The sequence below is a fragment of the Nonomuraea mesophila genome (assembly GCF_004352805.1).
GTDB lineage: Bacteria > Actinomycetota > Actinomycetes > Streptosporangiales > Streptosporangiaceae > Nonomuraea > Nonomuraea longispora.
Genome location: NZ_SMLD01000011.1, coordinates 33,988 through 49,096, shown reverse-complemented (window position 1 = coordinate 49,096; position 15,109 = coordinate 33,988). Strand labels below are relative to the sequence as shown.

The following is a 15,109-nucleotide window of genomic DNA, read 5'->3' as shown; positions in this document are numbered from 1 at the left end:
CTGTGTTCACATCGTTGAGAGAGCGCTCTCTCGCATCCACACCCCCCATGGAGCGATGATGACAACAGCGAACAGGCGCCGGCGCCGCCTGGCACCCGTGGCCGTGGTGCTCATTGCACTCACCGGCCTGCTCGTGCAGATGACCGCCGGCGCCTCGGCCTCCGTGCCGCCCCCGCCGTCGGGCTGGTCCCTGGTCTGGGCCGATGACTTCGAAGGCCCGGCGAACACCCTGCCCTCATCGAACAACTGGATCATCGACACGGGGCACGCCTACCCCGGAGGACCGGCCAACTGGGGCACGGGCGAGATCCAGAACTACACCTCCAGCACCTCCAACCTCAGCCTCGACGGCTCGGGCAACCTGCGCATCACCCCGCAGCGCAGCGGCTCGGGCGAGTGGACCTCGGCCCGCATCGAGACCAGGCGCTCGGACTTCAAGCCCGCCGACGGGCGCGTCCTGCGCATCGAGGGCCGCATCCAGATGCCGAACGTGACCGGCAACGCCGCGCTCGGCTACTGGCCGGCGTTCTGGGCGCTCGGATCGCCGTACCGGGGGAACTACTGGAACTGGCCGGGAATCGGCGAGTTCGACATCATGGAGAACGTCAACGGGCTCAACTCCGTGTGGGCCGTGCTCCACTGCGGCGTCGCCCCGGGCGGGCCCTGCGAGGAGAACAACGGCCTCGGCGCCAGCCGCGCCTGCCCCGGTGCCTCCTGCCAGTCGGCCTTCCACACCTACCGCTTCGAGTGGGACCGCAGCACGAGCCCCAACCAGCTGCGCTGGTACGTCGACGGCCAGCTGTACCACAGCCTCAGCCAGAACCGGTTCGACGCCACCACCTGGAACAACATGACCGGCCACGCCGGCTACTTCCTGCTGCTCAACGTGGCGATGGGCGGCGCCTTCCCCAACGGCGTGGCAGGCTTCGGCACCCCGACCGGGGACACCGTGCCCGGCAGGCCGATGCTGGTGGACTACGTCGCGGTCTGGCAGAGCGGCACGGACGGCGGCAACCCCGACCCCGACCCGACCGACCCGCCCGGCAGCGTCGACGCCCGCTCCACCATCCAGGCCGAGCGCTACACGGCCCAGTCGGGCACCATGGTCGAGTCCACCACCGACTCGGGCGGCGGCCAGAACGTCGGCGGCATCTCCAACGGCGACTGGCTGCGCTTCGACGGCGTCAGGTTCGGCTCGCAGGCCGCCCGCCAGTTCAAGGCCAGGGTCGCCTCCGGGGCGGGTGCCGGGGTCAGCGGGCTGGTGCAGGTGCGGCTCGACAGCCCCACCGCCGCCCCCATCGGCGACTTCGCCGTCGGGAACACCGGCGGATGGCAGAGCTGGCGCACCATCCCGGCCAACATCTCCGGCGTGACGGGAACGCACACGGTCTACCTGACCTTCAGCAGCGGCCAGCCGGCCGACTTCGTCAACGTCAACTGGTTCACCTTCTCCACCTCCTGACCGCCCGTCCCGGCCTGGCGCCGGCGGGCCCGTACGCGCGTGTGAACCCCGTGCGTACGGGCCCGCGCGGTCAGGAGCGGGTGCGGCGGCGCAGGACGATGCGTTCGGCCCAGCTCGCGGCCTCGGGGTCCTTCAGGCCCTCCACCACTCCCCCGAGGTAGGCCGTGGCCAGGCTGTCGAAGCCGCTGTCCAGTTGCCGCAGCCGGCTCGCCCGGCGGCGCTCCGACGCCTCGACGTAGTGGGCGATGCTCTCCGCGTAACCGGCGTCGTGCTGGTAGGCCGCCTGGGCCTCGGCGAAGACGCGGGCCTCGGCGTCACGTTTGGCCCGCAGCTCCCTGAGGCGGCGGTCGTTCGGGTTGTGCATGCGGCGGCCCAGGTCGGCGGCGATGAGCGCGGTGGCCACGAGCAGCGCCAGCAGCAGGACCATGGTGGGCAGCCCGCCGACGCCCTCGGAGGTGGGCCCGATCTCCTGCCCGTCCACGACCAGGGGTCTGACCAGGGCGTCCCGGCGCAGCACGGCCACGGCGACGATGAGGCCGAGCCAGACCATCGCCACGCCGATCAGCAGCCAGCGTCCCTGGGGTGAGCTGCCGTGCTCCTGCCAGGAGCGGAACGTGCGGCCGTACATGTGCGGCGCCACCAGCATGATGAGGGCGGCGCCCGCGGCGAGGAGCGCGGTCATCGCGACGCTGTCGCCCCAGCTGAGGATCACCTGGTAGAGGATGGGCACCTCGACGATCAGCAGGAGCAGCAGGAGGAGCGCCCCGGGCAGCCAGCGGCGGACGACCGGCCAGCGGCTGCCGGAGACGGCGATCGAGCTGGGGCGGCCGTCGCCGGGGCGCCTGCTGGGTTGTTCGAGCTCGGTGACGCGCTGCCTGCTGTCGTCGAGGGCCTTGCGCGCCTCCCCGAACGCGCGCTGCGACTCGGCCAGGCGGATCTTCTGTGCTTCGAGCTCGGCGCGGGCGCGCTGGATCTCCCGCTCCGTGCACTCGTCGATCCTGGCCCGCTCTTCCAGGCGTTCGTCCTCCAGCTCGTGGAAGCGGGGCACGCTGCCGGTCTGGAGCGTGAGCGTGTCGAGCCGGCCGCCTTCGGCGTGGGCGCGGCCCAGCGCGCGCTCCTCGCCGCGGCGCCCCGCCCACTCGGGCAGGCGGTAGAGGTCGCCGTCGTACGCGGCCGCGCGCGCGACCCGGGTGACCTCGCCCTCGGACTCGGCGGATGCTTCCTTGCGGCGGACGAAGCGCATCTGGCCTCCCTGCGGGGTCCTGCCCTCGATGCTAAGTCGCCGGGTCGCGGATCGACGGCAGGAGTGCGTACGGGAAACGCGGGCGGCCGTCAGGTGGAGTCCCTGACCACGAGCCGGGCCGGCAGCACGACGGAGGTGGCGTGGCCGCCGTCCAGGCGCGACATCAGCAGCCGGGCGAGCGCCAGCGCCTGGTCGGCGACGGGCACGCGCACGGTCGTGAGCGGCGGGGTGGTGGCGGAGGCGGCGTCGATGTCGTCGAAGCCCACGATCGCCAGGTCGTCCGGCACCCGCCGCCCGGCCTCATGCGCGGCCCGCAACGCCCCGATGGCGAGCTGGTCGCCGGCCGCGAAGATCGCGTCGAGCGACGGGTTGTCGTGGATGAGCCGGCGCGCGGCCTCCACGCCGGACGCGCGGGTGTAGTCGTCGGCCGGGGTCAGGATCGGTCTCATGCCGGCGCGGTGCAGGGCCGCGCGGTGGCCGGCCAGGCGGTCCTGGATGGAGATGAGGTCCATGGGGCCGCAGACCATGCCGATGTGGCGGCGCCCGCGCGCGACGAGGTGCTCGGTGGCGGCCGCCGCTCCCCCGGCGTTGTCGACGTCCACGTACGGCACCAGCGAGGCGACCGCGGGTTTGCCGAGCAGCACGAGCGGCACGCCGGTGCGCGAGAGCCGCTCGGCCAGGGTGTCGCCCCGGTCGGGAGGCAGGAGCACGACGCCGTCCGTCAGGCGCGCCTCGACGTGGGAGGCGATGCGGCGGTGGCTCTCGGCGGTGTCGGCCAGCATGAGCGTGATCTGCCTGCCCGCGCCCTCCAGCACGCTGGTGACGTACTGGACGACGGCCGCGGTCAGCAGATCGCCGCCCTGCCGGGGCACCGACAGGACGAGGGCGACGGTGTTGGTGCGCCGGGTGACGAGGCTGCGGGCGGCCGCGTTGGGCACGTAGCCGAGTTCTCTGACGGCCCGCATCACCGTCGCGCGGACCTCGGGGCTGACGGAGGTCTCGCCGTTGACGACGCGAGAGACGGTGGCCCTGGAGACGTGGGCGCGGGCGGCCACGGTCTCCAGGGTGGGCCGCCTGGCGCGGGTTTCCGGCAGGCCGTTGCGCGCGATGACGTCGCGGTACCACCGGGCGCTGTCCTTCGGCCGGCGTCGCTGGGTGGCGAAGTCCACGTGCACGAGGCCGAACTTGCGCTGGTAGCCGTCGGACCATTCGAGGTTGTCGAGCAGCGTCCAGACGAGATATCCGCGGACGTTGGCGCCGTCGTCGATCGCGGTTCTCAGGGCGCGCAGGTGTTCCTCGATGAAACTGATTCTCTCGAGGTCGTGAATGCTGTCGCCGGTAGCCACGTCGACGAAGTCGGCGCCGTTCTCGGTGATCATCAGCTCGGTCTGCGGATATTCCCGGGAAAGGCGCCCGAGCAGCTGGGAGAGGCAGGCGGGCACGATGGGCCAGCCCATGGCGGTGACCGCCGTGGGCACCGTGCAGAAAAGCACGCCCTCGCTTCCCGGGAAAGCCGGGTCGGCGGGTTCGCTGGGCTGCGCCTGCACCACCAGCGGCGAATAGTAATTGACGCCGAGCAGGTCGGTGGGCGCGGCGATGACGTCGAGGTCGCCGTCGTGGACGTGGCCGAGCCCCGCGTGCCGCTCGATGAGCGGGACCAGGTCGGTGGGGTAGGCGCCGCGCAACATCGGGTCGAGGAACTGCCGGTTCACCAGGGCGTCGATCCTGGCCACGGCCTCGGCGTCCTCCTCGGTCAGCTCCCTGTCGAAGTCGCTCACCTGGGCGGGCGTGAGCACGGGCGAGATGTTGAGCGCGGCGCCCACCTCGGAGGCCCCGGCGGCGCGCAGCGCCTGGACGCCCAGCCCGTGGGCGAGCAGCATGTGGTGCGCGCTCCTGAAGGCGTCGGCCGTGGACGTCCTGCCGGGCGCGTGAATGCCCGAGCCGTAGCCGAGAAAGGCCGCCACCCACGGTTCGTTCACCGTGAACCACGTGCCGACCCGGTCACCGAGCCGTTCATGCACGATTGCGGCGTAATCCGCGAAATGGTGTGCCGTGTCGCGGACCGGCCAGCCGCCCCGGTCTTCCAGCGCCTGCGGCAGGTCCCAGTGGTAAAGGGTGGCATAGGGCGTGATGCCGGCGGCGATCAACTCGTCGACCAGCCGGTCGTAGAAGTCGAGCCCCGCCGCGTTCACCTTTCCGCAGCCGTCGGGAATTACTCTGGCCCAGCTCACCGAGAACCGGTAGGCGGCTATTCCGAGGTCTTTCATCAACCGCACGTCCTCGGTATGGCGGTGATAATGGTCGCAGGCCTCGGCGCGGTCGGCGGAGAAGCCGTCCCAGATGGACGGTCCGCGGCCGCCGGCGGTCGTGGCCCCCTCGATCTGGAAAGCGGAAGTCGACACCCCCCAGACGAAACTCTCGGGGAAACTCGCTGCGCTCATCGTGGTGAAAACCCTCCGGACAATGTACGAGTGCCCAGTCTCCCGCGCGCCGCGCGTCGCGCGCCAGCCTGGCCAGGCTGTATACAGAGCGCGTGGAACTGGACCGGCTCGATCGTGACATCATCGCGGCGCTCGTCGACGACGCCCGTGCGACATACGCGGACATCGGCGACCAGGTAGGACTGAGTGCGTCGGCGGTCAAGCGGCGGGTCGACCGGTTGCGCGCGACGGGGGCGATCACCGGGTTCAGCGCCCGGGTGGCGCCCCAGGCGCTGGGCTGGACCACCGAGGCCTACGTGGAGCTGTTCTGCCAGGGCAAGACCAAGCCGTCGGACATCGCGCTGGCCGTGGCCAAATTCCCCGAGGTGGTGGGCGCGGCCACGATCACGGGCGACGCCGACGCGCTGCTGCACATCAGGGCGACGGACGTGCGCCACGTGGAGCGGGTGATCGAGCGCATCGCGGCGGAGACCTTCGTGGTGCGGACCAAGAGCGTCATCGTGCTCTCCAGGCTGGTCGACGCACCCCCCGGCACCACAGTCCCCGAACCAGGGCCCGAACCGCGCAACGGACCGCGTACGAACGCCTGAAAGTCGCAACAGACCTGCGCGAATACGCAATGCCGGAGTCTTGGCCGCCGCCGGAAGCGGTTCCTAGGCTGGCTGCGTCACTCCGGAGCGGGATTTTCCCTGGTCAACGATGATGGAGCGCTGCATGCCCAAACACTTCCTCATGTGCCGCCCTGAGTACTTCGCCGTCGAATACAGCATCAACCCGTGGATGCGCCCGGAGGACGGCGCGTCGCGCGACCTCGCGGTGCTGCAGTGGGAGAGGCTCAAGGCCGCGTACGAGGAACTCGGCCATCGCGTCAGCCTGATCGACCCGATCGACGGGCTGCCCGACATGGTGTTCGCCGCCAACGGCGCGCTGGTCGTCGACGGGCGCGTCTACGGCGCCAGGTTCGCCTACCCGCAGCGCGGCCCCGAGGGTCCCGCCTACCTGCGCTGGTTCGCCGAGCGCGGATACCCGGTGCACGAGCCCCGGCACGTCAACGAGGGCGAGGGCGACTTCCTCGCGCTCGACGAGGTCGTGCTCGCCGGCACGGGCTTCCGCACCGACGTACGCGCCCACCAGGAGGCTCAGGAGGTCCTGGGCCGCCCGGTGATCTCGCTGACCCTGGTCGACCCGCGCTTCTACCACCTGGACACGGCGCTGTTCCCGCTGGACGGCAGGAACGTGGCCTACTACCCGCAGGCCTTCTCGCTGGGCAGCCAGGAGGTGCTGCGCCGCATGTTCCCCGACGCGGTCCTCGCGACCGCCGAGGACGCCGAGGTGCTCGGCCTGAACGCGGTCAGCGACGGCACCCACGTGGTGATGAACGCCGAGGCCTCCACCCTGCAGTTGGAGCTCAAGCTCCGGGGGTATGAGGTGATCCCGGTCGACCTGTCGGAGCTGCGCAAGGCGGGTGGGGGTCCCAAGTGCTGCACACTGGAGATCAGGGGGGACAAGTGACCATGACCACCAGCGCGGAGCTCATCGAGATCAGCGAGAGCCGCAGCGCGCACAACTACCATCCGCTGCCCGTGGTGATCCACGAGGCGCACGGGGCGTGGGTCACCGACGTCGAGGGGAAACGCTATCTGGACTGCCTGTCCGGCTATTCCTCGCTCAACTTCGGCCACGGCCACCCGAAGATCATCGAGGCGGCGCGGGACCAGCTCGAACGGCTGACCCTGACCAGCCGCGCGTTCTACCACGACCAGTTCGCGCGGTTCTGCGCCGGGCTCGGCGACCTCACGGGCAAGGACATGATCCTGCCCATGAACACCGGCGCCGAGGCGGTCGAGACCGCCATCAAGGTGGCGCGCAAGTGGGGCTACCAGGTCAAGGGCGTCGAGCCCGGCCGGGCCAACATCATCGTGATGGAGAACAACTTCCACGGCCGCACCACCACGATCGTCAGCTTCTCCACCGACCCGGACGCGCACGACGACTTCGGCCCCTACACGCCGGGCTTCAGGATCGTCCCGTACGGCTCGGCCGAGGCGATCAGGCAGGCCGCCGACGCCGACACGGTCGCCGTGCTGGTCGAGCCGATCCAGGGCGAGGCCGGGGTGCTGGTGCCGCCGGAGGGCTACCTGACCGAGGTCAGGCAGCTCTGCACGGACCGCGGGATCCTCATGATCGCCGACGAGATCCAGTCGGGTCTGGGGCGCACCGGGCAGACGTTCGCGTGCGACGTCGAGGGGGTCGTGCCCGACATCTACGTCCTGGGCAAGGCCCTCGGCGGCGGCGTCGTACCGGTGTCGGCCATCGCGGCCGACCGCGACGTGCTCGGCGTGATCCACCCCGGCCAGCACGGCTCCACCTTCGGCGGCAACCCGCTGGCGTGCGCGGTCGGCATCGCGGTGGTCGAGCTGCTGAACACCGGCGAGTTCCAGGCCAGGGCCGCCAAGCTCGGCGAGACCCTGCACAGCCGGTTGCGCGGGCTGCTCGGCAAGGGCGTCACCGAGATCCGCGGGCGGGGCCTGTGGGCGGGCGTGGACATCGACCCGACGCTGGCCACCGGGCGCGAGGTGTCGAAGGCGCTGCTGAAGCGCGGTGTGCTGGTCAAGGACACGCACGGTTCCACGATCCGGCTGGCCCCGCCGATCGTCGTCTCCGAGGACGACCTGGTCTGGGCGATCGACCAGCTCGCGGACGCGATCCACGCCATGAGGGAGCGTCGGGAGGGGTGACGGCGCGGGTGGCGCTCACCCCACGTGTACGGACTCGATCGGTTGCACGGCGTCGTTTCGCGACTCGTACCAGGTGAGCGTCCCGGGGAGGGTGAGCGTGGCCAGCGCGTTCTGGAACCAGGGGCCCTTGATGATCTTCCAGCGGAAGGGCGGCCGCGCGATGCCCGCCGACCGCGCCAGCAGGCCGCCCACCATCGTGGCCAGGCCGAACTGGGTGACCACGTTGGCCCAGCGCAGCAGCCTGCTGAGCGGGTTGCGGATCGGCGAGCACACGACCTGGTAGATCGGCCCCGAGTCGGCCTTGGCCAGGTAGGAGTAGTGCACGTCGCCGGAGAGGATCAGCACGGGTTTGCCGAGCTTGGCCAGCATGCCGGCCAGGTCGTCGAACGAGCGCCGGAACGCCGCCCAGTGCTCCAGGTCGAAGGCCTGCCGGAGCATTTCTGAGCCCTTGGCGACGAGGCGGCCCCACTTGCCGTCGCACAGGGCCTCGTTCCAGTTCTGCACCCCGTGCACGCCCTCGGGCAGCAGGAACGGGATGGACGAGCCGATGATCAGCCGCTCGGCCGGGCGGGTGACCTGCTCCTCCAGCCAGGCCCACTCGTCGGGGTCGAGCATGCGGCGGTCGCCGGGGGTGAGCTGCCTGGCGCACCTCGTGTCGACCATGATCAGGCGGGTGCCGCCGAGGTCGCGGGCGTAGCTCCAGCGGTTGCTGCTCGGGTCGGTGTCGGCCTTGTCGGCGAACGCGTCGAGCGCGTCCCCGGCGTCGCCCTCGCCGCTCAGCAGCTTCTGCAGGAGCAAGTCCCCGGCGCGCTCGGCGGGCGAGAGGTTGCCGAGATGCTGGTAGACGTAGTAGGCCCCGAGCCCGGAGACCACCCTGCGGCGCCACCATGGTGTCCTGGCCATCTGCTCGCGCCAGGTCTTCGAGGTGTTCCAGTCGTCGCGCACGTCGTGGTCGTCGAAGATCATCGCGGTCGGCACGGTGGACAGCACCCAGCGGATGTCGGGGTGGGTCCACGCCTGGCGGTAGAGCTCGGCGTATTCCTCGAAGTCGGCGATCTCGCCCTGCGGCTCGGTGTCCCGCCGCGCCTTGATGTAGGCGAGGATCTCGGGCGACGGGCTGTCGGCGTAGACCTGGTCGCCGAGGAACAACAGCAGGTCGGGCCACTCCTCGTCGCCGGCCTGCGCCAGATGGGTGCCGAGCTCGCCCAGCATGTCGTAGCCGTGCGTGATCACGTGCGGGGCGTCGTGCGGCACGCTGGTGCGGCACGAGCCGAACATCAGCTTGCGCACTCCCTCGGCGGGCAGCAACCTGATCCGGCTGGGCGGGTGACTTTCCAGAGGCCATACGGCCTCCCCGTCGAGTGTGACGGAATAGGACCCGATATCCTGGGAGAGTCCAACGAGATCCACGATCGCGTAGTGGTGTCCGTGCACGGTGAAGGTAGGCGACCGGTAAGCCCTGCCGTCCGCTTCGACGGTGACCGTGCAAGGGTCGGCGGTCTCCACCCAGATCGAGGCGCTGTCACGATCGACGTAACGCAGCAACGGCCCCACCACGAGTGCGGGCATTCCACTCCTCAGATCGACGATTCGGCACACATCCGCACGCAAGCCTGCCAGAGTGGCGCCGCTCGTGACACCTCGATCACCGGCTGGGATTTCCGCCAACACCTAGGCGAGATCAAACCCCTCGCCATAGGATGATCGTAACAACATCGCCCAAAAAGGAAGGCAAAGGCGCCTTCCCTATATAAAGGGCGTAAATACCAGGAGGAAACTCTTCGATGAGCATCATGGTGCCGTCAACGACGCCGGCCCTGATCACACCGGGGCGTCAAGCACTCGACTCCGCTCTCCACCAGCTCGACCAGGCCGCCGGGCATCTCGGGCTCGACGACGGGCTCCGTACGATGCTGGCGACGCCCCGCCGCTCCCTGACCGTCTCGGTCCCGGTGCGGCGCGAGGACGGACGTCTCGACGTCGTCCAGGGCTACCGGGTCCAGCACAACGTCTCACGCGGCCCCGCCAAGGGCGGGCTCCGGTTTCATCCCAGCACCGACATCCACGAGGTCACCGCACTCGCGATGTGGATGACGTGGAAGTGCGCACTGGTCGGCATCCCGTACGGCGGCGCCAAAGGCGGCGTGGCCGTGGACCCGTCCGAGCTCACCATCCGCGAGCTGGAGCGGCTGACCCGCCGCTACGTCAACGAGATCCTGCCGCTGATCGGCCCGGAGAAGGACATCCCCGCGCCCGACGTCGGCACCGACGAGCAGACCATGGCGTGGGTCATGGACACCTACAGCGTCAACGCCGGCTACTCCGTGCCCGGCGTGGTCACCGGCAAGCCGATGACGCTGGGCGGCTCGCTCGGGCGCGCGAGCGCGACGTCGCGCGGCGTGCAGATCGCGGCGCTGGCCGCGCTGGGCGGCTCGCCCGACGGCGTGACCGTGGCCGTGCAGGGCTTCGGCAAGGTGGGGGCGCTGGCCGCCCAATACCTGTCCGACGCCGGCTGCAAGGTGGTGGCGGTGTCCGACGTCACGGGCGCCGTCCACGCGAGCGGCGGCCTCGACATCGCCCGGCTGCGCGCCTGGGTCGCCGAGGCCGGCGGCGTGCACGGCTACCGTCACGCCGACGCGCTGGCCCGCGACGACCTGCTCGAACTGGACGTCGACCTGCTGGTTCCGGCTGCGCTTGAGGGCGCGATCACCGAGGCCAACGCGCCCAGGATCCGGGCCAGGCTGATCGTCGAGGGCGCCAACGGGCCCACCACGCCGCAGGCCGACGAGATCCTCGCCGCCGCCGGCACCGTGGTCGTGCCCGACATCCTGGCCAACGCGGGCGGGGTGATCGTGTCGTACCTCGAGTGGGTGCAGAACATGCAGGCCTACTCCTGGAGCTCCAGTGAGGTCGAGCTCAAGCTGCGCGACCTCATGCAGGGCGCCTACTCCGAGGTGAAGGCGCTGGCCGCCGAGCGCGGGCTGACGCTCAGGCAGGCGGCGCACGTCATCGGCGTGGGCCGGGTGGCCGACGCGCACCGGATGCGCGGCCTCTACCCGTAACGTCCGGCGAGTTCGCGAACCACCGGAGGTCAAGGACGACCACCGGCCGGAACGACCGGAGCCCGCCGTCCAGGGCGGGCTCCGGCGCCTTTCCCGGGCTCACTTCCCCAGCTCGGCGTAGTCGAGCCCCGACTCACTTCCTCAGCTCGGCGTAGTCGAGCGCGGCCACCAGGCCCTCCAGATCGCGCATGAGCCGTTCGGTGCGCTCGGCACCGAACGCCACCGCGACGAGCCCGTGGTGCTCGGCCACCGCTCCGTCCACCCGCGCGAGCAGCTCCGCGCCCCGGTCCGAGACGAACACCGCCACCCGCCGCCGGTCGCCCTTCGACGGCCCCCGGTAGACCAGCGCCCGCTCGATCAGCCGGTCGATCGCCTTGGTGAGGGTGGGATGGGGCATGAGCACGGCCGCGGCCAGCTCTCCCATCGAGTCGCCCCGCCCGTCGGCCAGCGCGCGCATGATGCGCCACTGCTCGACGGTGACCTCCTCGCCCGCCAGTGCGGCCGCCAGGCCCCGGTTGACGCTGCGCTCCGCGCGGCTCAGCAGATAGGCGAGCGAGGACCCGAGGCCTGAGGAGGTCATGGGAGGAGGTCCTTTCGTCGGCGAGCTAGAAGGGAGGATACTCGTCGGCGTGGCGGCGACCGTCGATCCTCTCGAAGCGCGGCTCCTCCCGTCGGGCGCGATCAGGATCGGCCTGGTCGTGCCCGTGTCCGGGGTGCTCGGCCTGATGGGCCCCTGCGCGATCAACTGTGCCGTGCTGGCGGCCGAGGAGCTCAACGCCGGGGGCGGCCTGCTGGGCAGGCCGGTCGAGCTGGTCCTCGTCGACGGCGGACGGCCCGCGCGGCAGGTGGCGGCCGAGGTGTCCGAGCTGGTCGGGACGCGCACGGTGCAGGCCGTCGCGGGCGCCCACGCCAGTGACGTGCGGGTCGAGGTGGTGGCCGCGATCGCCGGGCGGGTGCCGTTCGTCTACGGGCCTCCGTACGAAGGCGGGGGGCACGCGCCGGGCGTCTACTTCCTCGGCGAGACCCCCGGCCGGCAGCTCGCGCCGGGCATCAAGTGGCTGGCCGGCACACGCCGGGCACGTCGGTGGTTCCTGCTGGGCAACGACTACATCTGGCCGCGCCTGGTGCACGCGAACGCCCGGCCGCTGCTGCGCGCGCTCGGCGCCACCGTGGTGGGTGAGAGCCTCGTCCCGTACGGCGACGCGGTGTGCCGGCTCGGCCAGGTGGCGGACGCCCGTCCCGACGCCGTCCTGCTGACGCTGATCGGCAGCGACCTGATGGACTTCAACCGCGCGTACGCGGCCGCCGGGCTCGGCGCGGCCCGGCTCTGCGGCGCGCTGGAGGAGCACGGCCTGCTGGGCATCGGCGGTGACGTCACCGGCGGGCTGTACGCGTCGATGGGCTACTTCCGCGACCTGCCGACCGAGGCCGGCCTCGCCTTCGCCCAGCGGTACTCGGCGCGCTTCGGCCCCGACGCCCCCATGCTGAACGCCCACGGCCACGGCTGCTACGAGGCCGTCGCCATGCTGGCCGCGCTGTGCGCGCGGGCGGGTTCGCTGGCCGTGCCCGCGCTCGACGCGGTGGCCGACGGCGCCACGATCACCAGCGCGCGCGGGACGCTCACCCTGCTGGGCCGGCAGGTGCACCACCCCGTTCACCTCGGCAGGGCGGACGGCCTGAGTTTCTTTCTAGAGAAACCTTTTCACTAGAAAGCTTTGGCTCTAAGGTGCGAGACGCCCCCCGATGCACAAGGAGCCGTCCCCATGAGCACGATCGAGCAGTTCGGCTACCGCCAGGAGCTCCAGCGCTCGCTGGGCTTCACCGACCTGATGATCTACGGCCTGATCTTCATGGTGCCGATCGCACCGTTCGGGATCTTCGGCAACGTCTTCTCCGTCTCCCACGGCATGGTGGCGCTGGCGTACGTGATCGGGCTCGTGGCGATGGCGTTCACGGCGCTGTCGTACGCGCAGATGGCCAAGGCGTTCCCGATGGCCGGGTCCGTCTACACGTACGCGGGCCGCGGCATCGCCGCCCCCGTCGGGTTCATGGCCGGCTGGGCCATCCTGCTCGACTACGTGCTCGTGCCGTCGCTGCTCTACCTGGTCGCCAGCGTCGCCATGAACTCGTTCGTGCCCGTGATCCCCGTCTGGGCGTGGCTGGCGGCGTTCGTGGTGCTCAACACCGTCGTCAACTACCTCGGCATCCAGATGACGGCCAGGATCACCCGGATCATGCTGGCGGCCGAGCTGGTCGTGCTGGCGATCTTCCTGGTGGTCGCCGGCGTCGCGCTGGCGCAGGGCAGGGCGCAGGCCGGCGCGCTCACGCCGATCTTCGACTCGTCCGGGTTCACGTTCAGCGTGATGTTCGCCGCCGCGTCGGTGGCCGTGCTGTCGTTCCTCGGCTTCGACGGCATCTCCACGCTGGCCGAGGAGAACCGGGAGGACGCCCGCAGGCTCGGCAGGTCCATGCTGGCCGCACTCGGCCTGGCGGCCGTGCTGTTCGTCACGCAGACCTGGGTCGCAGCGCTGCTCACCCCCGGCCGGGACGCGCTGATCGCGAGCGGCGACCCGGAGGGCAACGCCTTCTACGACACGGCCGCGTACGCCGGCGGGCCGTGGCTGGCGGTGCTCACCGCCGTGGCCACCGCCGTCGCCTGGGGCTTCGCCAACTCGCTGGTCGCGCAGGCCGCCACGTCGCGGTTGCTGTTCGCGATGGCCCGCGACCGGCAGCTGCCCGCCTTCCTGTCGCGGGTGAACGCCAAGCACAAGGTGCCGGTCAACGCGACCCTCGCGGTGGCCGCCGTCTCGCTGGCGCTCGGCGTCTTCATGAGCACCAGGGCGAACGGCGTCGGTGAGCTGGCCTCGCTGGTGAACTTCGGCGCCATGTCCGCGTTCCTGGTGCTGCACGTCTCCGTCGTCGTGCACTACGTGGTCAAGCAGCGCAGCACCAACTGGTGGGCCCACCTCGTCGCCCCGGTCATCGGCTTCGCCGTCCTCGTCGCCGTCGTGTACAACCAGAACGTCGCGGCCCAGTGGGTCGGCGGCGTGTGGCTGGCGATCGGCCTGGCCATTCTGGGCATCACCTACCTGATCGGCCGTAAGCCCACACTTCCCACGGAGGTCTCGTGAACGTCGTCTCCTACCACCCCGCGCCGGAGGACCTGAGCTACACCTTCGGCGGGCGCGCCCCCGTCGGCAAGGTGCGGCCGGGCACGATCGTGGAGCTCTACACCGAAGACTGCTTCGGCGGCCTCGTCCGACGCGTTGACGACCTGCCGTCCCAGGTGTGCGAGTTCCCCTACCTCAACCCCGTGACCGGCCCTTTCCACGTCGAGGGCGCCGAGCCGGGCGACACGCTCGCCCTGCACTTCATCAGCATCACCCCGGCCAGGGACTGGGCGGTCTCCACGACGTTCCCCCACTTCGGCGCGCTGACCGGCACCCACACCACGGCCATGCTCCAGCCGCCGCTGGAGGAACGGGTCTGGCGCTACGACATCGACCTCGCCAAGGGCGTGGCCGTCTACCACGCCCGCACCAGCGACTTCAGCGTGGAGCTGCCGCTCGACCCGATGCACGGCACCGTGGGCGTGGCCCCCGCCGCGAACGAGGCCCGCATGACCATCACCCCCGACGCGCACGGCGGCAACATGGACACCCCCGAGCTGCGCGCCGGCGTCACCGTCTACCTGGGGGTCAACGTCGAGGGCGGGATGTTCTCGATCGGCGACGGCCACGGGCTGCAGGGCCACGGCGAGGTGTGCGGCACCGCGGTCGAGTCGGCCATGAACACGGTCGTCGCGGTCGATCTGATCAAGGGGGTCGCCACGCCGTGGCCCCGGATGGAGGACGACCTGCACCTGATGTCCACCGGGTCGGCCAGGCCGCTGGAGGACGCGTACCGGATCAGCCAGCACGACCTGGTCACCTGGACGTCGGAGCTGACCGGGCTGGACACGCTCGACGCCTACCAGCTCGTCAGCCAGGCCGGGCAGGCGCCGGTCGGCAACGTCTGCGACACCAACTACACGATGGTCGCCAAGCTGGCCAAGACGTACACGGGTGGCGCGGCGGTCTACGACTCCGCTCACGCGCGCCTGCGCACGCTCGCCGCCCAGTACACGACTTAGTAAAGAGGAATGTCGCAGGTCAGAGGTCTGA

General features: G+C 70.9%; 12 protein-coding genes. 8 read left to right on the top strand and 4 right to left on the bottom strand.

Features of this window, described 5'->3' with window-relative positions; genetic code table 11:
* Positions 1 to 58: 58 nt before the first annotated feature.
* Positions 59 to 1,462 carry a glycoside hydrolase family 16 protein gene (locus E1295_RS06610; protein ID WP_132628835.1) on the top strand — a complete coding sequence of 468 codons (1,404 nt, stop codon included), beginning with the start codon at positions 59 to 61 and terminating at the stop codon, positions 1,460 to 1,462.
* A 70-nt stretch (positions 1,463 to 1,532) separates the two neighbouring features.
* Here E1295_RS06610 and E1295_RS06605 read toward each other — a convergent pair whose 3' ends face one another.
* Both E1295_RS06605 and E1295_RS52165 read right to left on the bottom strand, forming a co-directional pair.
* A complete protein-coding gene (locus E1295_RS06605) occupies positions 1,533 to 2,705 on the bottom strand; it encodes a hypothetical protein (protein WP_132628776.1) in 1,173 nt (390 codons plus the stop codon).
* A gap of 89 nt (positions 2,706 to 2,794) precedes the next feature.
* Entirely contained in the window at positions 2,795 to 5,146 is a 2,352-nt protein-coding gene (locus E1295_RS52165; protein ID WP_132628775.1) for a GH1 family beta-glucosidase, read from the bottom strand.
* Between the two features lie 92 nt (positions 5,147 to 5,238).
* Between E1295_RS52165 and E1295_RS06595 the strand changes: the two genes are divergently transcribed.
* The 3 genes from E1295_RS06595 (at position 5,239) to rocD (ending at position 7,884) form a co-directional block, all read left to right on the top strand.
* Positions 5,239 to 5,736 carry an Lrp/AsnC family transcriptional regulator gene (locus E1295_RS06595; RefSeq protein ID WP_246079879.1) on the top strand — a complete coding sequence of 166 codons (498 nt, stop codon included), beginning with the start codon at positions 5,239 to 5,241 and terminating at the stop codon, positions 5,734 to 5,736.
* A 124-nt stretch (positions 5,737 to 5,860) separates the two neighbouring features.
* A complete protein-coding gene (gene ddaH / locus E1295_RS06590) occupies positions 5,861 to 6,658 on the top strand; it encodes a dimethylargininase (protein WP_132628774.1) in 798 nt (265 codons plus the stop codon).
* A gap of 2 nt (positions 6,659 to 6,660) precedes the next feature.
* Entirely contained in the window at positions 6,661 to 7,884 is a 1,224-nt protein-coding gene (gene rocD, locus E1295_RS06585) for an ornithine--oxo-acid transaminase (protein ID WP_132628773.1), read from the top strand.
* A gap of 15 nt (positions 7,885 to 7,899) precedes the next feature.
* On the opposite strand, the gene E1295_RS06580 is transcribed toward rocD, so the two are convergent.
* Entirely contained in the window at positions 7,900 to 9,453 is a 1,554-nt protein-coding gene (locus tag E1295_RS06580) for an alkaline phosphatase D family protein (RefSeq protein WP_166427105.1), read from the bottom strand.
* A 215-nt stretch (positions 9,454 to 9,668) separates the two neighbouring features.
* Between E1295_RS06580 and E1295_RS06575 the strand changes: the two genes are divergently transcribed.
* Positions 9,669 to 10,946 carry a Glu/Leu/Phe/Val family dehydrogenase gene (locus E1295_RS06575; protein WP_132628772.1) on the top strand — a complete coding sequence of 426 codons (1,278 nt, stop codon included), beginning with the start codon at positions 9,669 to 9,671 and terminating at the stop codon, positions 10,944 to 10,946.
* Between the two features lie 133 nt (positions 10,947 to 11,079).
* Here E1295_RS06575 and E1295_RS06570 read toward each other — a convergent pair whose 3' ends face one another.
* On the bottom strand, positions 11,080 to 11,526 hold the full coding sequence (locus E1295_RS06570) for a MarR family winged helix-turn-helix transcriptional regulator (RefSeq protein WP_132628771.1): 447 nt from the start codon (positions 11,524 to 11,526) through the stop codon (positions 11,080 to 11,082).
* Between the two features lie 49 nt (positions 11,527 to 11,575).
* On the opposite strand from E1295_RS06570, the gene E1295_RS06565 reads away from it, so the two are divergent.
* Genes E1295_RS06565 through E1295_RS06555 form a run of 3 tightly spaced genes read left to right on the top strand, consistent with a single transcriptional unit; the run spans position 11,576 to position 15,078 of the window.
* Positions 11,576 to 12,655 carry a substrate-binding domain-containing protein gene (locus E1295_RS06565; RefSeq protein WP_246079878.1) on the top strand — a complete coding sequence of 360 codons (1,080 nt, stop codon included), beginning with the start codon at positions 11,576 to 11,578 and terminating at the stop codon, positions 12,653 to 12,655.
* Between the two features lie 54 nt (positions 12,656 to 12,709).
* Positions 12,710 to 14,077: an APC family permease gene (locus E1295_RS06560; protein WP_132628769.1), complete on the top strand. Its 1,368-nt coding sequence runs from the start codon at positions 12,710 to 12,712 to the stop codon at positions 14,075 to 14,077.
* Positions 14,074 to 15,078, top strand: a complete 1,005-nt coding sequence (locus tag E1295_RS06555; protein ID WP_132628768.1) for an acetamidase/formamidase family protein — start codon at positions 14,074 to 14,076, stop codon at positions 15,076 to 15,078. Before E1295_RS06560 ends, E1295_RS06555 begins: the two co-directional genes overlap by 4 nt.
* Positions 15,079 to 15,109 lie beyond the last annotated feature (31 nt).